Below are 16,465 nucleotides of genomic sequence, written 5' to 3'. Positions count from 1 at the left end.
AGCGCATGGTCATCGGTAGCGCCGGGCCACGCCCGGCGGACACACTCAATGCACTTCGTCGTGGTACACGAACTTGGGCATTTCCCAGCGGTAATGGATCGCCAGCAGGCGCAGCGCGAAGCCACCGCCCAGGCAGCACAGGATGGCCGTCGCATCGGCCACGCCCCAGCGCAGCAGCAGCAGGTACACCGCGCCGGTCAGCAGCGAAATGATCGCGTACAGCTCCTTCTGGAAGATCAGCGGCACCTCGTTGCAGAGGATGTCGCGCAGCACGCCGCCGAAGGCACCGGTGAGCATGCCGGCGATCAGCACGATGGGCATGGCATGGCCGGCCTCGCGCGCGATCGAGCAGCCGATCAGGGTGAAGGCGATCAGGCCCAGGCCATCGAGCACCAGGAAGGTGCGGCGGAAATGGTGCATCCAGCGCGCCACCCAGGTAGCGATCAGCGCCGCGCATACGGTGAAGCCCAGGTACTCGGGGTGCTTCACCCAGCCCAGTGGGTAGTGGCCGAGCAGGATGTCGCGCAGCGAACCGCCGCCAAGGGCGGTGACGCAGGCGATCATGACCACGCCGAACAGGTCCATGCGGCGGCGGCCGGCGGACAGCGCACCGGTCATGGCTTCGGCGGAAATGGCAACGAGATAGATGATGGACAGCAGCATGGGACAGGCTCCGGGCGCGGTGGGGCCGGCCATGCGCGTATACCGCCACTGCCTGCGCAATGACGGGATGACGATGACCGGTGCCGCTCCCGCTGTCCTTTTGCCTGAGAGTTCAGCGGCGTAGGCCGCGTGCCCCTTCGGCGGATCGTCCCGGGCGTGCCCGGTGACCTCTCTCCAGCTCGGCGAGTCGAATGCATGGTTGGTGGGATTCCAGCCCACCGGCCTGAGCGATCATGGGAGCCTGCGCCTTCGGCGGGCGCCAGCGTGGCGCCTCTCTCCTGCATTCGGGCGCCAGTATATCCGCTGCAGTGCAGCACGGCATAATCCGGGCATGGCCCCGTCACTCCGCCCGTGGTTCCTGTACCTGCTTGAATGCCGGGACGGCAGCTATTACGCCGGCATCAGCACCGATGTGCAGGCGCGTTTCGCCGCCCACCAGGCCGGCAAGGGCGCCCGCTACACCCGGGCCCGGCCGCCGCTGCGCGTGCTGGCCGTGCGTGAGTACCCGGACCGTGCGGCCGCCTCCCGCGCCGAGTGGCAGCTCAAGCAGCAGCCACGCGAACGCAAGCTGGCCTGGCTGCAGGCCCCAGCCGAGGCCGTCCCGTAGATCCACGCCATGCGTGGATGGGGACATCCGGCCATGCCATGATCGCCACAGCCATCGACACAGGAAGCGGTTCGATGAAACCCCGCTGGATGCTGCTGTTGACCCTCGGTACCGCCCTGCCGGCCTGCGCCCAGACCCCGCCGCCGCTGCAGCACGGGCAGATCGGCAGCGCCGCAGAGCTGGCCGCGCAGCGTGGCCCGGCCACGCCCGAGCCCATCCACCTGCGCCGCGACCGGGTGCCGCCTGATCTGGTCGACCTGATTCCGCTGGCCGAAAAATGGGGCATCGGCGATGACCTGCTGCGCGAGGAGATGCAGGCGCGTGCGACCGCAGCGGAGAAGCAGGCAATGGGCGATGCGTTGAAGGATCGCCATGCGCGCATCACCGCCTGGCTCGACAGCTTCCCGCAGGGCCAGCCGATGTCCGACGAAGCCGCCGCGTTCATGTACATGCAGCTGGGCGCCGATGAAATGGGCCTGATGTAGATCCACGCGATGCGTGGATGACGCCCTCCGGCCCATGTGGCGCGCTTGCGTAGAGCCGAGCCCATGCTCGGCTGCGTTGGCAGTTCAGGAGCCGAGCATGGGCTCGGCTCTACACCTTCATTTGCACATGGCGTGCGTGGATCTCGTCGCCGTGCTCAGCTCTCCATCGAAACGCCAAGCACTTCGCCGTCCCCATTGAGTTCGACACTCAGCACATACTGCGAGACGTCGCCCGGCAGCTCGAAATCGACGTGCACTGAACCCTCGTCTTCCCACGGCTCGCGCGGCTGCAGCAGGCCCAGCACCGCGCCGGCCGCCGGCGTGGCCGTGCCCAGTTGCGCGTTCCAGTAATCGGCTTCGATCTCGTCCAGATGATGCTGGACGAACAGGTCGACGCTGTCTTCGCCTTCTTCGGTGCCCAGCAACTGTTCAAGGGCGATGCGGGCGCGTTTCTGCTGGGCGGTGGGGGTGGTCATGGCATTCCTTTGAGTAGTGATTGGGAGGCGGGGTTCAATCATCCACGCATGGCGTGGATCTACCTCGGCCGTCGGTCTTCCTGGTCATCGCCGAAGATGATGCGCGCGCTGCGCTGGTAGCTCCAGTACGCCACCGCCCAGTTCAGCAGCACCACCACGCGGTTGCGGAAGCCGATGAGGAAGAACACGTGCGCGGCCAGCCAGAACCACCAGGCGAGGATGCCCGACAGCTGCAGCTTGCCCAGATGCACGATGGCGGCCATGCGGCCGATGGTGGCCAGGTTGCCGTAGTCGGCGTATTTGAACGGCGCCGGTGCCGGCTTGCCATGCAGGCGCGCGCGGATGGCATCGGCCACGTACTTGCCCATCTGCTTGGCGGCGGGCGCCACGCCGGGCACGGGCTTGCCGTTGGCCTGGTTCACCGCGGCCAGGTCGCCGGCCACGAACAGTTCGGGGTGGCCGGGCAGGGTCAGGTCAGGCTGCACCAGCACGCGGCCGGCGCGGTCCAGCGGCACGTCCAGCGTGCGCGCCAGCGGCGAAGCGGCCACGCCTGCGGCCCAGACCACGGTGCGTGCGGGCACGAACTGCTCGCCCAGCGTGAAGCCCTGGCTGTCGATGTCGCTCACCGGGGTGCCGGTCAGCACTTCCACGCCCAGCTTTTCCAGCTGCCGGCGGGCCTTCAGCGAAAGCACCTCGGGGAAGGAGGACAGCACGCGCGGGCCGGCCTCGACCAGGCGCACCTTGGCGCTGGCCGGGTCGATGTGGCGGAATTCATTGCGCAGGGTGTGGCGGGCGATCTCGGCCAGGGTGCCGGCCAGTTCGACGCCGGTGGGGCCGCCGCCGACCACCGCGAAACTCAGCCAGGCGGCCTTCTTCGCCGGGTCCGGTTCGGCCTCGGCACGTTCGAAGGCCAGCAGCAGCTTGCGGCGCAGGGCGATGGCATCGTCCAGGGTCTTCAGGCCCGGCGCATCGGCCGCCCACTGGTCGTTGCCGAAGTAGGCGTGGGTGGCGCCGGTGGCCAGCAGCAGGCTGTCGTAGCCCAGGGTGCTGCCGTCGGCCAGCTGCACCTGGCGGGCGGCCTTGTCGATGGCGACGACCTCGCCCAGGCGCACTTCCACGTTGCGCTGGTGGCCGAGGATATGCCGCAGCGGGGCGGCGATATCGGGGGCGGACAGGCCGGCGGTGGCGACCTGGTACAGCAGGGGTTGGAACAGGTGGTGGTTGCGGCGGTCGAGCAGGGTGATCCTGATCTTCTCGCGGGCCAGGGCCCGGGTGGCCCAGAGGCCCGCAAAACCGCCGCCGATGATGACCAGGTGGGGGACTGGTTCGCGGCGCATCGACGTACTCCAGAGGGGGATGGATGTCGCCCTGCATCATCGCACGTCACATGGCCGGCAGTGGCCATGGGCGATACTCCGCTCAGCCTGCAGCCCACCGAGGAAATCATGTCCGAACCGGAAAAGCGCATCGCCCTGTTGATCGACGCCGACAATGCGCCGGCATCGAAGATCGACGAAGTCCTGGCCGAGGTGGCCCGCTACGGCGTGGCCAACGTGCGCCGCGCCTATGGCAACTGGAAGAGCCCGCGCCTGAAAGGCTGGGAATCGGTGCTGCACGAGTACGCCATCCGCCCGATCCAGCAGTTTGCCTACAGCAAGGGCAAGAACGCCTCTGACATGGCCATGGTCATCGATGCGATGGACCTGCTGTACGCGCGCAATCTTGATGGCTTCGCCATCGTGTCCAGCGATGCCGACTTCACCCCGATGGTGATGCGCCTGCTGACCGACGGCGTGAAAGTGTATGGCTTCGGCGAGAAGAAGACGCCCGAGCCGTTCGTCAACGCCTGCTCCAAGTTCACTTACCTGGAAGCGCTGGGCCAGACCCATGCCAGTGTTCCCGATGCCGAGGCCGGGGCAGAGCAGGCGCCCAGCGGGCAGGTGGCCAGCGACGAGGTGCGCCCGCGCAAGAACAGCGCGGAACTGCGCAACGACACGCGCCTGGTGAAGATGCTGCGGCGTGCGGTGTCGGCCGCCGAGGGCGAGGATGGCTGGTCGCACCTGGGTCCGGTCGGCAGCCAGATCGGCAACCAGGCCTCGTTCGACCCGCGCAACTATGGCTACGGCAAGCTGAGCGACCTGCTGGCGGCCATCGGCCTGTTCGAGCTGAAGAAGGACGGCAAATCGTCCTACGTGCGCGCGCTGCCGAAGAAGAACCGGTGATGCCACGCGCATCGCGTTTGATGGGCGTATCGTAGCGGCTCCGCGCCACCGTGGCGCACCGCTGCAGGCAAGGAAAACCGCAATGTTGAAGATCTGGGGCCGCCGTAATTCCAGCAACGTCCGCAAGGTGCTGTGGTGCGCCGAGGAAATCGGCCTGCCGTATGAATCCATCGAAGTGGGCGGCAGCCATGGCGGCACGCAGTCGGCCGAATACGTGGCGATGAACCCCAACAGCCTGGTGCCGGTGATCGAAGACCACGGCCTGCCGCTGTGGGAATCGAACACCATCGTGCGCTACCTGAGCGCGCGCTATTCGCTGGGCACGCTGTACGCCGAAGACGCGATGGAACGCGCGCAGGCCGAGAAGTGGATGGACTGGAGCACCTCGCGGATGGCCGCGCTGTACTCCGAACTGATCTGGGGCATCATGCGCACCGCGCCGGCCGACCGTGATGAAGCACGCATCAGCGCCGCCATCGTGCGCGCCGGTGATTACCTGGCGATGGCCGATGCGACCCTGGCCAACCAGCCGTGGCTGTCGGGCGAGAAATTCGCGATGGGCGACATTCCGCTGGGTTCGTTGATCTACGCCTGGTACGAACTGCCGATCCAGCGCCCGGAGCTGCCGCACCTGGCAGACTGGTATGCCCGCCTGCGCGAGCGCCCCGCCTACCAGCGCGGCGTGATGTCGCCGCTGACCTGACGGGTAGCGCCGGGCCATGCCCGGCGGATGTGGCGGACCTTCAATACAGGTCCGTCGGATCCACATCCAGCGACCAGCGCACCTTGCGTGCCTCCGGCAGCGCATACAGCTGCGGCACCAGCTGTGCCAGCACGCCGTGCAGCGGTGGCCGCTGCATGGCCGACAGCAGCAGCTGCGTGCGCTGGTAACCGGCGCGGCGCGGCATCGGCGCCGGCATCGGCCCATAGGCTTCCACCACGTTCTGTTCGCCCAGCAGCTGCCGCGCCGCCAGCAGGAACGCGTTGGCATGCTCCACCTGCTGGGCTTCGGCACGCATCAGTGCCAGGTGCGCGAAGGGCGGGAAGCCTGCGGCCTGGCGCTGGTTCAATTCGGCCTGCGCGAACGGGTGGTAGCCACCGCTCACCAGGGTTTCCAGCAACGGGTGCCCCGGGTGATGGGTCTGCAGCCAGACTTCGCCGGGGTCGCGCGCGCGACCGGCACGGCCGGCCACCTGGATCAACTGCTGGGCCAGCTTCTCGCTGGCGCGGAAGTCGGCCGAGAACAGGCCTTCGTCGATGCCCACCACCACCACCAGGGTCAGCTTGGGCAGGTCGTGGCCCTTGGCCAGGATCTGCGTGCCGACCAGGATGCCGGGCTGGTTGCCCAGCTTCGCCAGCTGCTGTTCCAGGGCATCGCGGCGCGAGGTGGTGCCGCGGTCGATGCGCACCACCGGGTAATCGGCGAAGGCGCTGACCAGGTGCTCTTCCAGGCGTTCGGTACCGATGCCCTGCGGCTGCAGCGCGAGGCTGGCACAGGCCGGGCAGGCCAGCGGCGCCGGCTGCCGCGCACCGCAGTGGTGGCATTGCAGGCGACGGCCGCCGCCGTGCACGGTCATCGGCGCATCGCACCGCTGGCAGGGCGCGGTCCAGCCGCAGTCATGGCACAGCAGCACCGGTGCATAGCCGCGGCGGTTCTTGAACACCAGCACCTGCTGGCCGCGCTGCAGGTGTTCGCCGATACCGGCCAGCACGTCGGCAGAGAGCCCATCGTGCAGCGGCCGCTTGCGCACATCGAGGATGCGCACGCGCGGTGGCCGTGCATCACCGGCGCGCTGCTTCAGGCGCAGGTGCGTGTAGCGGCCGGCGTAGGCGTTGTGCAGGGTTTCCAGCGACGGCGTGGCGCTGCCCAGCAGCACCGGAATGCCCAGCGCCTTGGCCCGCACCAGGGCGAAATCGCGGGCGTGGTAGCGGATGCCGTCCTGCTGCTTGTAGCTGCCGTCGTGTTCCTCGTCGACGATCAGCAGGCCGGCCTGCGGCAGCGGAGTGAATACCGCCGAACGGGTGCCGACGATCACCCGTGCTTCGCCGCGCGAGGCAGCGGCCCACACGCGGGCGCGCTCGTTGTCGTTCAAGCCCGAATGCAGTGCATGCACCGCGATGCCGAGGCGGCCGCGGAAGCGCGCCAGGGTCTGCGGGGTCAGGCCGATTTCCGGCACCAGCACCAGCGCCTGCTTCCCCTGCGCCAGGCAGTGGATGATGGCCTGCAGGTAGACCTCCGTCTTGCCGCTGCCGGTCACTCCGTCCAGCAGGAAAGCGTGGAAGCCCGCGGCGGCGGTGATCGCGGCCACGGCCTCGGCCTGCTCCGGGTTCAGGGTGGGGCCGGGCAGCGGCTGCGCATGCTGCGGCGCCACGCTCAGGGCCACGCGCTCGGCCAGTTCGCGCTTGGCCAGGCTGCGCGCGGCGGTGCGCCAGTCGTCCATGCGCGCGCCCAGCACGTCTTCGTCGACCACGGCCTCGCCCAGCAGTTCGGCCAGTTGTCGCGGGCGGGTGCCGGCGCGCAGCTTTTCGCGCTGGGCCTGGCCGGCGGCGGTCAGCTGCCAGCCCCAGTGATGGGTGTCGGGCAGGGCCTCGCCGTGCCGCAGCGGGCCGGGCAGGGCGGTGTTCACCACTTCGCCCAAGGGTGAATGGGTGTAGCGGGCCAGCCACTGCAGGCTCTGCCACAGCTCACCCTGCAGCAGCGGCTGCGGGTCGCACCAGGCCAGCGCCTGGCGCAGGCCCTGGCCGTCGTCCACCTGGCCGTGGCCGGCCACCATCCCCACCAGCTCGCGGTTGCCGAACGGCACCTTCAGGCGGCAGCCGACCGGCACGGCCGGGCCCGGGCCTTCCGGTGGCAGGTAGTCGAACAGGCGCGGCAGCGGGACGGGCAGGGCGACCTGCAGGGTCGGGATGGGGGCGAGCATCGGGGCAGTGTAACGGGCAGGGCGGGGGCCGATGGCAGAGGCGATGGCGTCGCCCGCGCCTGCCGGTGAATCATAAATGTCACCTAAATATCGGTGGCTATTAGAGATTCAGTCTTATCCACATCTTCTGTGGATAACGTTGTGCGTTACCGGTCGGCGGGCGCGCGTGAGGCCGATGGCGACGGCTTTACACTCGGGTTGGTCAAAAAATAGCCATACTAAAAACAGTATGAAAATCAATTAGTTGACTGTGAAACATTGCTGAAACAAGGTGAATCCGCGGCTTCACAACGAATCGGCCGGGGACCGCATTGATGCTGTGCACAACCTGCAGCACGAAGTGCCCGTGGGCGCAAGTCCTGCCGGCCGCCGACGGGCTGCCGCTATCATGCCGTCAGACCTTTGGAGTAACCGATGACGGCTGTGCCCGCCCCTGTTTCCTCGACCGCGGCCGGCGCGCTGTCGGCGTTCCTGCGTGGCGTCGAGCGCCGCGCGCTGGTGGTTGCCGAGCTGCAGTGCGGTGACCCCGCCCGCGCCGAGCAGACCCTGGTCGCGGTGATGCGCGCCTTCTCCGCCGTGGCCAGTGACCTGCCGATGGCGCAGTGGCCGACCCGCTTCTGGACCCTGCTGGGCCAGCGCCAGGCCCTGCGCGAGCCGGCCGCCGGGCAATGGCCGCCGTCGCTGGCCGCGCTGGGCGACATGCCGCCGCTGCCGCGCCTGGCCCTGCTGCTGCGGGTCGGCGGCAGCCTGGATGAAGGCATCGCCACCCGCGTGCTGGACATCGATGAGGAGGGCTACCAGCAGCTGCTGGCTGCCGCCTGCCCGCGTGATGCCCATGGCCAGCCTGATGCCGCCGCCTGGCGCGGCCTGGCCGAGCAGGTGCAGCTGCGCATCCGCGATCTGCCGGCCAAGCGCCTGCAGCAGCTGCAGCAGCCTTCGGCACCGGCCGCGAACAACCAGCCTCCTACCGCCAGCTGGCGCACGCCGGAGCGCGACGAGCGCGCCACGCCCAAGCGCCGCCGCGCCAGCAACGGTGCGCCGCGCTGGCGCGGCCCGGCCATCCTGCTGGCGACGGTGGTGGTGCTGCTGGCGGCCGCCCTTGGCTGGCGTTACTGGCAGCATCACGCGACGGCCAGCGATGCACCGCTGCCGGAAGGCGTGGTCGCCGAGTCCGGTCCGGTGACCGTTGAATCCCTGCCGGCCAGCGATGTGCTGCCGACGGCCGGCGCTGACGGCAACGCGGCCGAAGATGCCGCCATGCTGGCCGACCGCGACTATCCGCTGGCCGCCGATGCCGACCTGTATGCGTGGAGCGCTGCGGGCGGCCCGCTGCCCGTGGATGAATCCGAACCCAAGCCGACCCGCCCCGAGCCGGTCGGTGCCGCGCTGGAAACCGCTGCTGCCGATGAATAAATTCCTGTTTGCCAGCATGCTGCTGGCCCTGCCGCTGTCACTGGCGGCCGCGCCGCCTTCGCTGGAGGTTCCGCTGCCGCCCGCACCAGCGGGCGCAACGCCGGCATCGATGGCCGATACGCGCTCGCCTGCCGCCTTCGCCCAGCTCAGCCCGGAGCAGCAGCGCCAGCGTCGCGCCGATTACGCCTCGTGGAAGGCACTGCCGGAGGGCGAACGCGAACGCATCCGCCAGGCGGCCGCCCGCTTTGCCGCGCTGCCGGCCGAACAGCAGCAGCGCCTGCGCGAGCAGTTCCAGGCCCAGGACCAGACCTTCCGCGATGGCTGGCGGCTGGGGCCGCAGCTGGGCATGCAGTTCCCCAAGCTGCACGGCCTGTTCGGCCTGGTGCCGCCGGAGCAGCGCGAGGCGGCGTTGGCCGCGCTGCGGCAGCTCAGTCCCGCGCAGTTGACGCAATTGACACTGGTGGCCCAGCGCACCCCGCCGCAGGAACGCGACGCCGTGCGCAGCGCCTTCCTCGCCGTGCCGGCGGCCGAGCGCGACGCCTGGCTGAAGCGCCAGGCCGGCCAGTAGAGTCGACCGTTGGTCGACGATCGCGCAGCACGCGCGTGTTGCCGGGATCCACGTGAAGAGCAGTCGACCAACGGTCGACGCTACCCAGCGGGCGGCACCGTTTGCCCGTAAAATGACCGGCCGCAACCCGGTGCCTGTGCCCTTCGCGCGCAACCGTAGTTGGCGTCCTGTACTCCCATGTCTACTGCAACCTCCACGCCGCGCTTCCGCAAGGAAGTGGGCGCGACCGGTCTGCTCGCCCTGCCTTTGGTGCTGGGCCATGTATCCACCGGTCTGATCTCCTTCGTCGACAACGTCATTGCCGGCCACCACGCCACCGCCACCCTGGCCGCAGTGACCATCGGTACCGCGCTGCTGTGGCTGCCGATGCTGATCCCGATCGGCACGCTCATCTCGCTCACCGCCTCGGTGTCGCAGCTGCACGGCGCGGGCCGTGAGCGCGAGATCGGCCCGCTGTTCCGCCAGGCGCTGTGGCTGGCGCTGGGCCTGGGCCTGATCATGTTCACCTTCCTCACCGTGGTGCCGCCGCTGCTGCCGGCCTTCGGCATCGCGCCGGACATCGTGCCGGGGGCCACGGCCTTCCTGCATGCGGTGCGCTGGGGTGGCCCGGCGCTGACCCTGTACTTCTGCATGCGCTATCTCAGCGAGGGCATGCACTGGACGCTGCCGACCATGCTGCTCGGCTTCGGCGGCCTGCTGGTGCTGGCGCCGACGGGCTATGTGCTGGCCAACGGCAAGTTCGGCTTCCCGGAAATGGGCGCCGAAGGCCTGGGCATCGCCTCGGCGGTGATGATGTGGCTGCAGGCCATCGCCTTCGGTACCTACCTGTGGTTCACCAAGCGCTTCGCCCACCTGCAGCTGTTCTCGCACTTCGAGGGCCCGCGCCCGGCGGCGATCTGGGACCTGCTGCGCACCGGCCTGCCGATCGGCATCACCGTGCTGATGGAAGGCGGCCTGTTCATCGTCACCGCGCTGCTGATCGGCCGCCTCGGTGCCAACGAAGCCGCCGCGCACCAGATCGCGATCAACGTCGCGCAGCTGTGCTTCATGATCCCGATGGGCGTGGCTGAGGCCACCACCGTGCGCGTGGGCCATGCGGTCGGCCGCGGCGATGGCTTCGGCGTGCGCCGCGCGGCGTGGGCCGGCTACGCGATCATCATGGGTACGCAGACGCTGTCGGCGGCGGTGCTGCTGTTCGGCCACGATGCCATTGTGGGCGTCTACACCAACGACCTGGCCGTGGCCGGTCTGGCGTCGACCCTGCTGCTGTACGCGGCCACCTTCCAGTTCCCCGATGGCATCCAGGTGCTGTCGGCCGGCGCGCTGCGCGGGCTGAAGGACACGCGCGTGCCGATGTTCATCGCCATGTTCGCGTACTGGGGCCTGGGCATGCCGCTCGGTGCCGGGCTCGGCCTGGGCCTGGGCATGGGGCCGCAGGGCATGTGGATCGGCCTGATCGTCGGCCTGACCGCCGCTGCCATCCTGATGGGATGGCGCCTGCGCCGCAGCAGCCTGCGCATCGGCCAGTCGGCCCTGGAATGATCGTCGCGCCCGTCACCACACCCCGTGACGGGCGAACCCCTGACTTGTGTCCGATGCCGGCTCACACGGCACCGGCTATGCTGTTACCACGGCAAGAAGCCATCCGGAGCGCTCCATGAACCAACCCGTGCCCCCGCTGCCCCCGGCGCATCGCAACCCCGTCGCCAGTTTCTTCATCGGGCTGTGGGACGTGATGAATTTCACCCGCAGGCTGATCCTCAACCTGGTGTTCTTCGGCCTGCTGCTGTTGGTGGTGGTGATGTTCATCGTCGCTGCAGGCATGGGTGCCGGTGCCAGCAAATCACTGCAGGACCGCACCACGCTGGTGATTGCGCCTGAAGGCAAGCTGGTCGAGCAGTTCAGCGCCGACCCGGTCAGCCGCGCGCTGGCCAAGGCCGTCGGCGACAACGGCGCCGAGGAAGTGCAGCTGCGCGACCTGCTGCGGGTGATCGAGTCGGCCAAGAACGACAAGAAGATCGAGCGCGTGGTGCTGGAACTGGACAAGCTGCAGCCGTCCGGCTTCGCCTCGCTGCGTGAAGTGGCCGGTGCGCTGCAGGACCTGCGTGCCTCGGGCAAGCAGATCGTTGCCTTCAGCCAGAGCATGGGCCAGTCGCAGTACCTGCTGGCCGCGCAGGCCGACGAGGTCTACCTGGACCCGATGGGCTCGGTCGTGCTCGAGGGCCTGGGCCGCTACCGCCAGTACTTCCGCACCGGCCTGCAGGACAAGCTGGGCGTGGACGTGCACCTTTTCAAGGTGGGTGAGTACAAGTCCGCCGCCGAACCGTACGTGCTGGATGCGGCCTCGCCGGCGTCCAAGGAAGCCGACCTGTTCTGGATGAACGACGTGTGGCAGCGCTACCTGGGCGACATCGCCAAGGCGCGCCGCCTGGATCCGGCGCAGCTGGCCGCGGGCATCGATACCCTGCCCGAGGGCGTGGCCGCTGCCGGTGGCGACCTGGCCAAGTTCGCCCTGCAGCAGAAGCTGGTGACCGCGCTGAAGACCCGCGAGGAATTCGAGGATCTGATGATCGAGCGCGGCGTGGCCGATGAAGACGCCGACGGCGGCTTCCGCAACATCGACTTCGCGTCCTACATGGGCCAGCTCGACGCGCGCCGCAATCCGGTGGACAACCGTCCGCAGGTGGCCGTGGTGGTGGCATCCGGTGAGATCAGCGGTGGCGACCTGCCGGCCGGCCGCATCGGTGGCGACTCGACCTCGGCGCTGCTGCGCGCCGCGCGCGACGACGACCAGGTCAAGGCCGTGGTGCTGCGCGTGGATTCGCCGGGCGGTGAAGTATTCGCCTCCGAGCAGATCCGCCGCGAAGTGGTGGCCCTGCAGGCTGCCGGCAAGCCGGTGGTGGTGTCGATGGGCGACCTGGCCGCATCCGGTGGTTACTGGATCAGCATGAACGCCGATCGCATCTACGCCGATCCGTCGACCATCACCGGTTCGATCGGCATCTTCGGCATGATCCCCAACTTCAGCCGCGCGCTGGACAAGTTCGGCGTGCACACCGATGGCGTGGGCACGACCCGCTTCGCCGGTGCCTTCGATGTCACCCGCCCGATGGACCCGGCCGTGGGCCAGGTCATCCAGTCGGTGATCAACAAGGGCTATGCCGACTTCACCGGCCGCGTGGCCGAGGCCCGCAAGAAGCCGGTCGAGGCCATCGACGAAGTGGCCCGTGGCCGCGTCTGGAGCGGCGCACAGGCCAAGGAACGCGGCCTGGTCGATGCCTTCGGCGGCATGAAGGACGCGGTGGCCGACGCCGCCAGCCGTGCCAAGCTGGGCAATGAAGACAAGTACCGCGTGCGTTACGTCGAGAAGCCCGCCACCCCGTTCGCGCAGTTCATCAGTGGTTTCGCCGGCAGCCATGCCGGTGCCTGGATGCTGGCCGATTCGGGCATGGCGCGGATGATGCTGGCGCGCACGATGCCGGAAGTGGACACCCAGCTGCGCTTCGTCGAGAACGCCGCGCGCGAGAAGGGCAACGGTGCACCGGTGAAGGCACTGGCGTACTGCTTCTGCGGGTTCTGACCGGCGATTGCCGCCAATGAAAACGCCCGGCTTCGGCCGGGCGTTTTTTTTGGTAGCGCCGGGCCATGCCCGGCGGATTCCGCTACTGCGTTGCCTCAGCCTCGGCCTTGCGCTCGCGTGCAGCAGCGTCGTCCACGGTCTTCTGCACGCCGTTGGCGCGGTCCAGCGGCTGGTTGATGGCCTTGGCCAGCGCCTGCGGCTCCGGCGGCTTCTCGGGGTTGGGCGGGGCCGGCCGCTGGCAACCGGCCAGCAGTGCGACCGACAGGCAGGCGGGTATCAGCAGACGCATGGTGGTGCTCCGGGGCGGGTGATGCAGGCAGTGTCGCACTGTCGTCACCTGCCGTCCGTGACGCGTATCCTTGCGGCATCGAAATACAGCGGGCGCGGCCCCGGAGGACTCATGACCCAGCAACGGTGGCGCCTGGATGGGCAGACGGCCCTGATCACCGGCGCCAGCGCCGGCATCGGCCTGGCGATCGCGCATGAACTGGCCAGCTTCGGTGCTGATCTGATGATCGTCGGCCGTGACATCGACATGCTGGAGACCGCGCGCGACGAACTGCTCGACGTGTATCCGCAGATGCAGGTGCACGCGCTGGCCGCCGATGTTTCCGATGACGAAGACCGCCGGCAGATCCTGGACTGGGTGGAAGACCACAGCGATGGCCTGCACATCCTGGTCAACAACGCCGGCGGCAACGTCACCAAGGCGGCGACCGAGTACTCCGAGGACGAGTGGCGCCAGATCTTCGAGACCAACCTGTTTTCGGCGTTCGAGCTGTCGCGCTATGCGCACCCGCTGCTGGCGCGGCATGCGTCCTCGGCCATCGTCAATGTCGGCAGCGTTTCAGGCCTGACCCATGTGCGCAGTGGCGTGGTGTACGGCATGACCAAGGCCGCCATGCACCAGATGACCCGCAACCTGGCCGTGGAATGGGCCGAGGATGGCATCCGCGTGAACGCGGTGGCGCCGTGGTACATCCGCACCCGGCGCACGTCCGGCCCGCTGTCCGATGCCGATTACTACGAAGAAGTGATCAACCGCACGCCGATGCGCCGCATTGGTGAACCGGAGGAAGTGGCCGCAGCAGTGGGCTTCCTGTGCCTGCCAGCATCGAGCTACGTCACCGGCGAGTGCATCGCGGTGGACGGTGGCTTCCTGCGTTACGGGTTCTGACGCTTTCGCCGGGCATGGCCCGGCGCTACCGGCGATGGTGCGGCGCCGGACGGGTAGCGCCGATGGTGCGGCGCCGGACGGGTAGCGCCGGGCCATGCCCGGCGGACACTCAATCCGGTACCCGGCAATCACTCGCGGCCAGCACGGCCTGCAGCCGTTCGCGCTCGGCGCGTGCGTCATCGCGGTTGTCCGCCGAGGCAAAGCGCTCGCGGCCGCGTGCAGTGCGGAAGCGCTGCTGCCAGCTGCCACAGCGCTGCGCCTCGGCCACTTCGGTGCAGCGGTCGCGGACCACCTCGCAGCTGGCGGCATTGACCGGGGTGGCACCGCCCAGGCCGCTGACGTTCATCAGCTCGCAGCGACCCGGTGAGGCTTCGTACTCGTGCAGGTACTGCCCGCCCTGCGAATCCAGGCACTGGAAGATGGGTGGCAGCGGCGGCTTGGGCGACGCCGTGTCATCGACCGTCGCATCGCCGGGGCGTGGCAGCAGGGCGCTGTCGAGGATGGCATCGCCGCCTTCGCGTTCGACCATGTAGGCCTCGCTGATGATGCGTTCCTGGCCCGCGCGCGGGGGGGCGGGGGTTGCCGGCGCCGGCACCGGGGCGGCTGCTGGCGGCGCGGCTGCAGCCGGTGCCGGAGCGGCGGGTTCGGGGGCTGGCGGCGGTGCGGGTTGTGCGGACCCGGGCAGCTTCACGATCGACTGTTTCATGCCGGCCGCGCACGGCACGCGCTGCACGACAGGCACGTCGCTGCTGCCGGTGCAGCGGTAGATCACCATTTCGTCGGCTGCCGCAGCGACGGGCAGCAGGCACAGCGCCAGCCAGATCAGTTTTTTCATGGCAGCAGCCTACAACAGCGGCCACTGCCCCGTAGATGCCAACCTTGGTTGGCATGGGCAAACCAGAGTGCCCACCAAGGTGGGCATCTACCAAAGCGCAGTGCTCAGCCGCCGCTGCAGTCCTGTGACAGGCGCGCGTCGATGCCGCGCTGCTCGGTGCTGATGGCGGTGCGCTCGCTCTGCAGCGCGCTGTTGTAGCGGCGGTCCAGCTCCCAGCGGCGGTCGCGCAGGCGCGAGCAGACTTCGCGTGCCGGCAACTGGGTGCAGGCGTCGCGCACCAGCACGTTGCCGCCGGGCACGTTCACCCCATAGCCGAGCGGAGGCCGGTGCACCGGGATGCCTGCACCACCGGGCGGCGGCCCGATGCCAATCGCGCCACCCCCCGGGCCTGGGCCCGGCGGCCGCGGGCGTTGCCCGCCATAGGGGCCCGACGGGTACCAGACCGTGGTCCATACCGGCACCCAGCGCGGATTGCCCTCGTTGTTGTCGCTGGTATAGCGGCTGCCGTCGTCGCGTACGCATTCGTACATCGGCTGCGGCGGCTGTATGTAGACGTGGCGCACTTCGCGCACGCCCATGTCCGGCGTCGCCGCTGGCGCCGGCGGCGGAACATCGGTGGAGGCGGTACGCGGCGGCGGGTCGCGCGGCCGCTGCAGGTCGCGCACTTCCTGGCGGCCACTGCTGCAGGGCTTGTCCTGCAGGGCGACGGCGCCATTGCTGCCGACGCAGCGGTAGACCCGCACGTCATCGGCGGCAAGGGCCGCCAATGGCATCGACAGTGCCAGGCACAGGGCAGGGCGCAGCAGCTTCATGGCTGCAGCCTGCACGCATTGCCGTGGCGGCGCAATCGGCGCATCAGGAGCGCAGGATGCTGCCGCTGAGCGCATCGCGGATGGGCGTCGGCTGGGCCAGGCCACCGGTCTGGCCATCGAGGAGGCCGTCCAGCAGCCGCAGCAGGCGCGGGTCCAGTTCTTCGCGGCTGCGCGCGGGCGGCTCACCGGCCAGGTTGGCACTGGTGGACACCAGCGGCCCGCCCCAGGCGCGGCACAAAGCCGACACCAGCGGGTGGGCGCTGATGCGCACGGCAATGCCGCTGTGTTCACCGGTCACCCAGTGGCGCGCGCGGGGGCCGGCGGGCAGGATCCAGGTGTTGGCGCCGGGCCAGCTGGCCAGCACCGCGCGCTGGCGCGCATCGGGCAGAGCCTCGAGGCGGACCCAGCCTTCCAGCTGCGGCAGGTCGGCGGCGACCAGGATCATGCCCTTCTCGACCGGGCGCTGCTTCAGGCGCAGCACCATGTGCACCGCCGCCTCATGCGCGGGGTCGCAACCCAGGCCCCAGACGGCTTCGGTCGGGTAGGCGATCACGCCTCCCGTGCGCAGCGTGGCCACAGCAGTATCGAGGGTGAGTTCTTTCATGGGGGATGGCCGGCCCGACGTGGGGCTCCATTATCCCCCTGCGGCGTGCAGAACGGGTGGTGGGTGGTGGGTGCGGACCGTTGGTCCGCACATGCCGGCCAA

At 69.2% G+C, this 16,465-nt stretch carries 17 protein-coding genes and 2 riboswitches; of the genes, 9 read left to right on the top strand and 8 right to left on the bottom strand.

Annotated elements, in window-relative coordinates:
- Nucleotides 1-45: 45 nt before the first annotated feature.
- Nucleotides 46-663 (bottom strand): trimeric intracellular cation channel family protein, encoded by a 618-nt coding sequence (locus QMZ26_RS05980; protein ID WP_079223669.1) that lies wholly within the window; start codon nucleotides 661-663, stop codon nucleotides 46-48.
- An 84-nt stretch (nucleotides 664-747) separates the two neighbouring features.
- Nucleotides 748-851, bottom strand: a riboswitch (glycine riboswitch).
- Nucleotides 852-864: 13 nt separating this feature from the next.
- A riboswitch (glycine riboswitch) is annotated at nucleotides 865-954 on the bottom strand.
- A 40-nt stretch (nucleotides 955-994) separates the two neighbouring features.
- Between QMZ26_RS05980 and QMZ26_RS05975 the strand changes: the two genes are divergently transcribed.
- Together QMZ26_RS05975 and QMZ26_RS05970 are read left to right on the top strand one after the other, a co-directional pair.
- Nucleotides 995-1,270, top strand: a complete 276-nt coding sequence (locus tag QMZ26_RS05975) for a GIY-YIG nuclease family protein (protein WP_283220874.1) — start codon at nucleotides 995-997, stop codon at nucleotides 1,268-1,270.
- A gap of 74 nt (nucleotides 1,271-1,344) precedes the next feature.
- On the top strand, nucleotides 1,345-1,755 hold the full coding sequence (locus QMZ26_RS05970) for a hypothetical protein (protein ID WP_283220873.1): 411 nt from the start codon (nucleotides 1,345-1,347) through the stop codon (nucleotides 1,753-1,755).
- A 155-nt stretch (nucleotides 1,756-1,910) separates the two neighbouring features.
- Here QMZ26_RS05970 and QMZ26_RS05965 read toward each other — a convergent pair whose 3' ends face one another.
- Complete coding sequence (locus tag QMZ26_RS05965; RefSeq protein ID WP_283220872.1) at nucleotides 1,911-2,231, bottom strand: DUF2004 domain-containing protein; 321 nt, start codon at nucleotides 2,229-2,231, stop codon at nucleotides 1,911-1,913.
- A 59-nt stretch (nucleotides 2,232-2,290) separates the two neighbouring features.
- A complete protein-coding gene (locus tag QMZ26_RS05960) occupies nucleotides 2,291-3,568 on the bottom strand; it encodes an NAD(P)/FAD-dependent oxidoreductase (RefSeq protein ID WP_200732506.1) in 1,278 nt (425 codons plus the stop codon).
- A gap of 108 nt (nucleotides 3,569-3,676) precedes the next feature.
- On the opposite strand from QMZ26_RS05960, the gene QMZ26_RS05955 reads away from it, so the two are divergent.
- A complete protein-coding gene (locus QMZ26_RS05955) occupies nucleotides 3,677-4,453 on the top strand; it encodes an NYN domain-containing protein (protein WP_079225393.1) in 777 nt (258 codons plus the stop codon).
- Nucleotides 4,454-4,535: 82 nt separating this feature from the next.
- On the top strand, nucleotides 4,536-5,156 hold the full coding sequence (locus tag QMZ26_RS05950) for a glutathione S-transferase (protein ID WP_079223662.1): 621 nt from the start codon (nucleotides 4,536-4,538) through the stop codon (nucleotides 5,154-5,156).
- A 40-nt stretch (nucleotides 5,157-5,196) separates the two neighbouring features.
- Here QMZ26_RS05950 and QMZ26_RS05945 read toward each other — a convergent pair whose 3' ends face one another.
- Nucleotides 5,197-7,374: a primosomal protein N' gene (locus tag QMZ26_RS05945; RefSeq protein ID WP_283220871.1), complete on the bottom strand. Its 2,178-nt coding sequence runs from the start codon at nucleotides 7,372-7,374 to the stop codon at nucleotides 5,197-5,199.
- 414 nt (nucleotides 7,375-7,788) lie between these two features.
- Here QMZ26_RS05945 and QMZ26_RS05940 point away from each other — a divergent pair, with 414 nt between their 5' ends.
- The 4 genes from QMZ26_RS05940 (at nucleotide 7,789) to sppA (ending at nucleotide 12,935) form a co-directional block, all read left to right on the top strand.
- A complete protein-coding gene (locus tag QMZ26_RS05940; RefSeq protein ID WP_283220870.1) occupies nucleotides 7,789-8,787 on the top strand; it encodes a hypothetical protein in 999 nt (332 codons plus the stop codon).
- On the top strand, nucleotides 8,780-9,355 hold the full coding sequence (locus QMZ26_RS05935) for a DUF3106 domain-containing protein (RefSeq protein WP_200732503.1): 576 nt from the start codon (nucleotides 8,780-8,782) through the stop codon (nucleotides 9,353-9,355). The genes QMZ26_RS05940 and QMZ26_RS05935 overlap by 8 nt, the downstream gene beginning before the upstream one ends.
- A gap of 177 nt (nucleotides 9,356-9,532) precedes the next feature.
- Nucleotides 9,533-10,897 carry an MATE family efflux transporter gene (locus tag QMZ26_RS05930; protein WP_283220869.1) on the top strand — a complete coding sequence of 455 codons (1,365 nt, stop codon included), beginning with the start codon at nucleotides 9,533-9,535 and terminating at the stop codon, nucleotides 10,895-10,897.
- 115 nt (nucleotides 10,898-11,012) lie between these two features.
- Nucleotides 11,013-12,935, top strand: coding sequence for a signal peptide peptidase SppA (gene sppA / locus QMZ26_RS05925; protein ID WP_079223658.1), 1,923 nt, complete (start codon nucleotides 11,013-11,015; stop codon nucleotides 12,933-12,935).
- An 82-nt stretch (nucleotides 12,936-13,017) separates the two neighbouring features.
- Here the strand turns inward: sppA and QMZ26_RS05920 are convergent, their stop codons facing one another.
- On the bottom strand, nucleotides 13,018-13,224 hold the full coding sequence (locus tag QMZ26_RS05920; RefSeq protein WP_079223657.1) for a hypothetical protein: 207 nt from the start codon (nucleotides 13,222-13,224) through the stop codon (nucleotides 13,018-13,020).
- 111 nt (nucleotides 13,225-13,335) lie between these two features.
- Between QMZ26_RS05920 and QMZ26_RS05915 the strand changes: the two genes are divergently transcribed.
- Nucleotides 13,336-14,112 carry an SDR family oxidoreductase gene (locus QMZ26_RS05915; protein ID WP_079223656.1) on the top strand — a complete coding sequence of 259 codons (777 nt, stop codon included), beginning with the start codon at nucleotides 13,336-13,338 and terminating at the stop codon, nucleotides 14,110-14,112.
- Nucleotides 14,113-14,221: 109 nt separating this feature from the next.
- Here QMZ26_RS05915 and QMZ26_RS05910 read toward each other — a convergent pair whose 3' ends face one another.
- The 3 genes from QMZ26_RS05910 to QMZ26_RS05900 form a co-directional block, all read right to left on the bottom strand.
- Nucleotides 14,222-14,947, bottom strand: coding sequence for a hypothetical protein (locus QMZ26_RS05910; protein ID WP_283220868.1), 726 nt, complete (start codon nucleotides 14,945-14,947; stop codon nucleotides 14,222-14,224).
- 104 nt (nucleotides 14,948-15,051) lie between these two features.
- Nucleotides 15,052-15,759: a DUF4124 domain-containing protein gene (locus tag QMZ26_RS05905; protein ID WP_108747460.1), complete on the bottom strand. Its 708-nt coding sequence runs from the start codon at nucleotides 15,757-15,759 to the stop codon at nucleotides 15,052-15,054.
- A gap of 43 nt (nucleotides 15,760-15,802) precedes the next feature.
- Nucleotides 15,803-16,363 (bottom strand): Sua5/YciO/YrdC/YwlC family protein, encoded by a 561-nt coding sequence (locus QMZ26_RS05900; protein ID WP_079223653.1) that lies wholly within the window; start codon nucleotides 16,361-16,363, stop codon nucleotides 15,803-15,805.
- Between the last annotated feature and the right edge of the window lie 102 nt (nucleotides 16,364-16,465).

Source organism: Stenotrophomonas sp. PFBMAA-4 (assembly GCF_030053215.1).
Taxonomy (GTDB): Bacteria; Pseudomonadota; Gammaproteobacteria; order Xanthomonadales; family Xanthomonadaceae; genus Stenotrophomonas.
This window is presented reverse-complemented; position numbering and strand designations above follow the sequence as displayed.

Excerpts from the sequence above, each read along its gene's own strand:
- QMZ26_RS05965 (WP_283220872.1), bottom strand. The coding sequence starts at position 2,231 with ATGACCACCCCCACCGCCCAGCAGAAACGCGCCCGCATCGCCCTTGAA.
- QMZ26_RS05935 (WP_200732503.1), top strand. The coding sequence starts at position 8,780 with ATGAATAAATTCCTGTTTGCCAGCATGCTGCTGGCCCTGCCGCTGTCA.
- QMZ26_RS05910 (WP_283220868.1), bottom strand. The coding sequence starts at position 14,947 with ATGAAAAAACTGATCTGGCTGGCGCTGTGCCTGCTGCCCGTCGCTGCG.
- QMZ26_RS05905 (WP_108747460.1), bottom strand. The coding sequence starts at position 15,759 with ATGAAGCTGCTGCGCCCTGCCCTGTGCCTGGCACTGTCGATGCCATTG.
- QMZ26_RS05900 (WP_079223653.1), bottom strand. The coding sequence starts at position 16,363 with ATGAAAGAACTCACCCTCGATACTGCTGTGGCCACGCTGCGCACGGGA.
- sppA (WP_079223658.1), top strand. The coding sequence starts at position 11,013 with ATGAACCAACCCGTGCCCCCGCTGCCCCCGGCGCATCGCAACCCCGTC.
- QMZ26_RS05950 (WP_079223662.1), top strand. The coding sequence starts at position 4,536 with ATGTTGAAGATCTGGGGCCGCCGTAATTCCAGCAACGTCCGCAAGGTG.
- QMZ26_RS05970 (WP_283220873.1), top strand. The coding sequence starts at position 1,345 with ATGAAACCCCGCTGGATGCTGCTGTTGACCCTCGGTACCGCCCTGCCG.
- QMZ26_RS05930 (WP_283220869.1), top strand. The coding sequence starts at position 9,533 with ATGTCTACTGCAACCTCCACGCCGCGCTTCCGCAAGGAAGTGGGCGCG.
- QMZ26_RS05945 (WP_283220871.1), bottom strand. The coding sequence starts at position 7,374 with ATGCTCGCCCCCATCCCGACCCTGCAGGTCGCCCTGCCCGTCCCGCTG.
- QMZ26_RS05940 (WP_283220870.1), top strand. The coding sequence starts at position 7,789 with ATGACGGCTGTGCCCGCCCCTGTTTCCTCGACCGCGGCCGGCGCGCTG.
- QMZ26_RS05975 (WP_283220874.1), top strand. The coding sequence starts at position 995 with ATGGCCCCGTCACTCCGCCCGTGGTTCCTGTACCTGCTTGAATGCCGG.
- QMZ26_RS05955 (WP_079225393.1), top strand. The coding sequence starts at position 3,677 with ATGTCCGAACCGGAAAAGCGCATCGCCCTGTTGATCGACGCCGACAAT.
- QMZ26_RS05915 (WP_079223656.1), top strand. The coding sequence starts at position 13,336 with ATGACCCAGCAACGGTGGCGCCTGGATGGGCAGACGGCCCTGATCACC.
- QMZ26_RS05980 (WP_079223669.1), bottom strand. The coding sequence starts at position 663 with ATGCTGCTGTCCATCATCTATCTCGTTGCCATTTCCGCCGAAGCCATG.
- QMZ26_RS05920 (WP_079223657.1), bottom strand. The coding sequence starts at position 13,224 with ATGCGTCTGCTGATACCCGCCTGCCTGTCGGTCGCACTGCTGGCCGGT.
- QMZ26_RS05960 (WP_200732506.1), bottom strand. The coding sequence starts at position 3,568 with ATGCGCCGCGAACCAGTCCCCCACCTGGTCATCATCGGCGGCGGTTTT.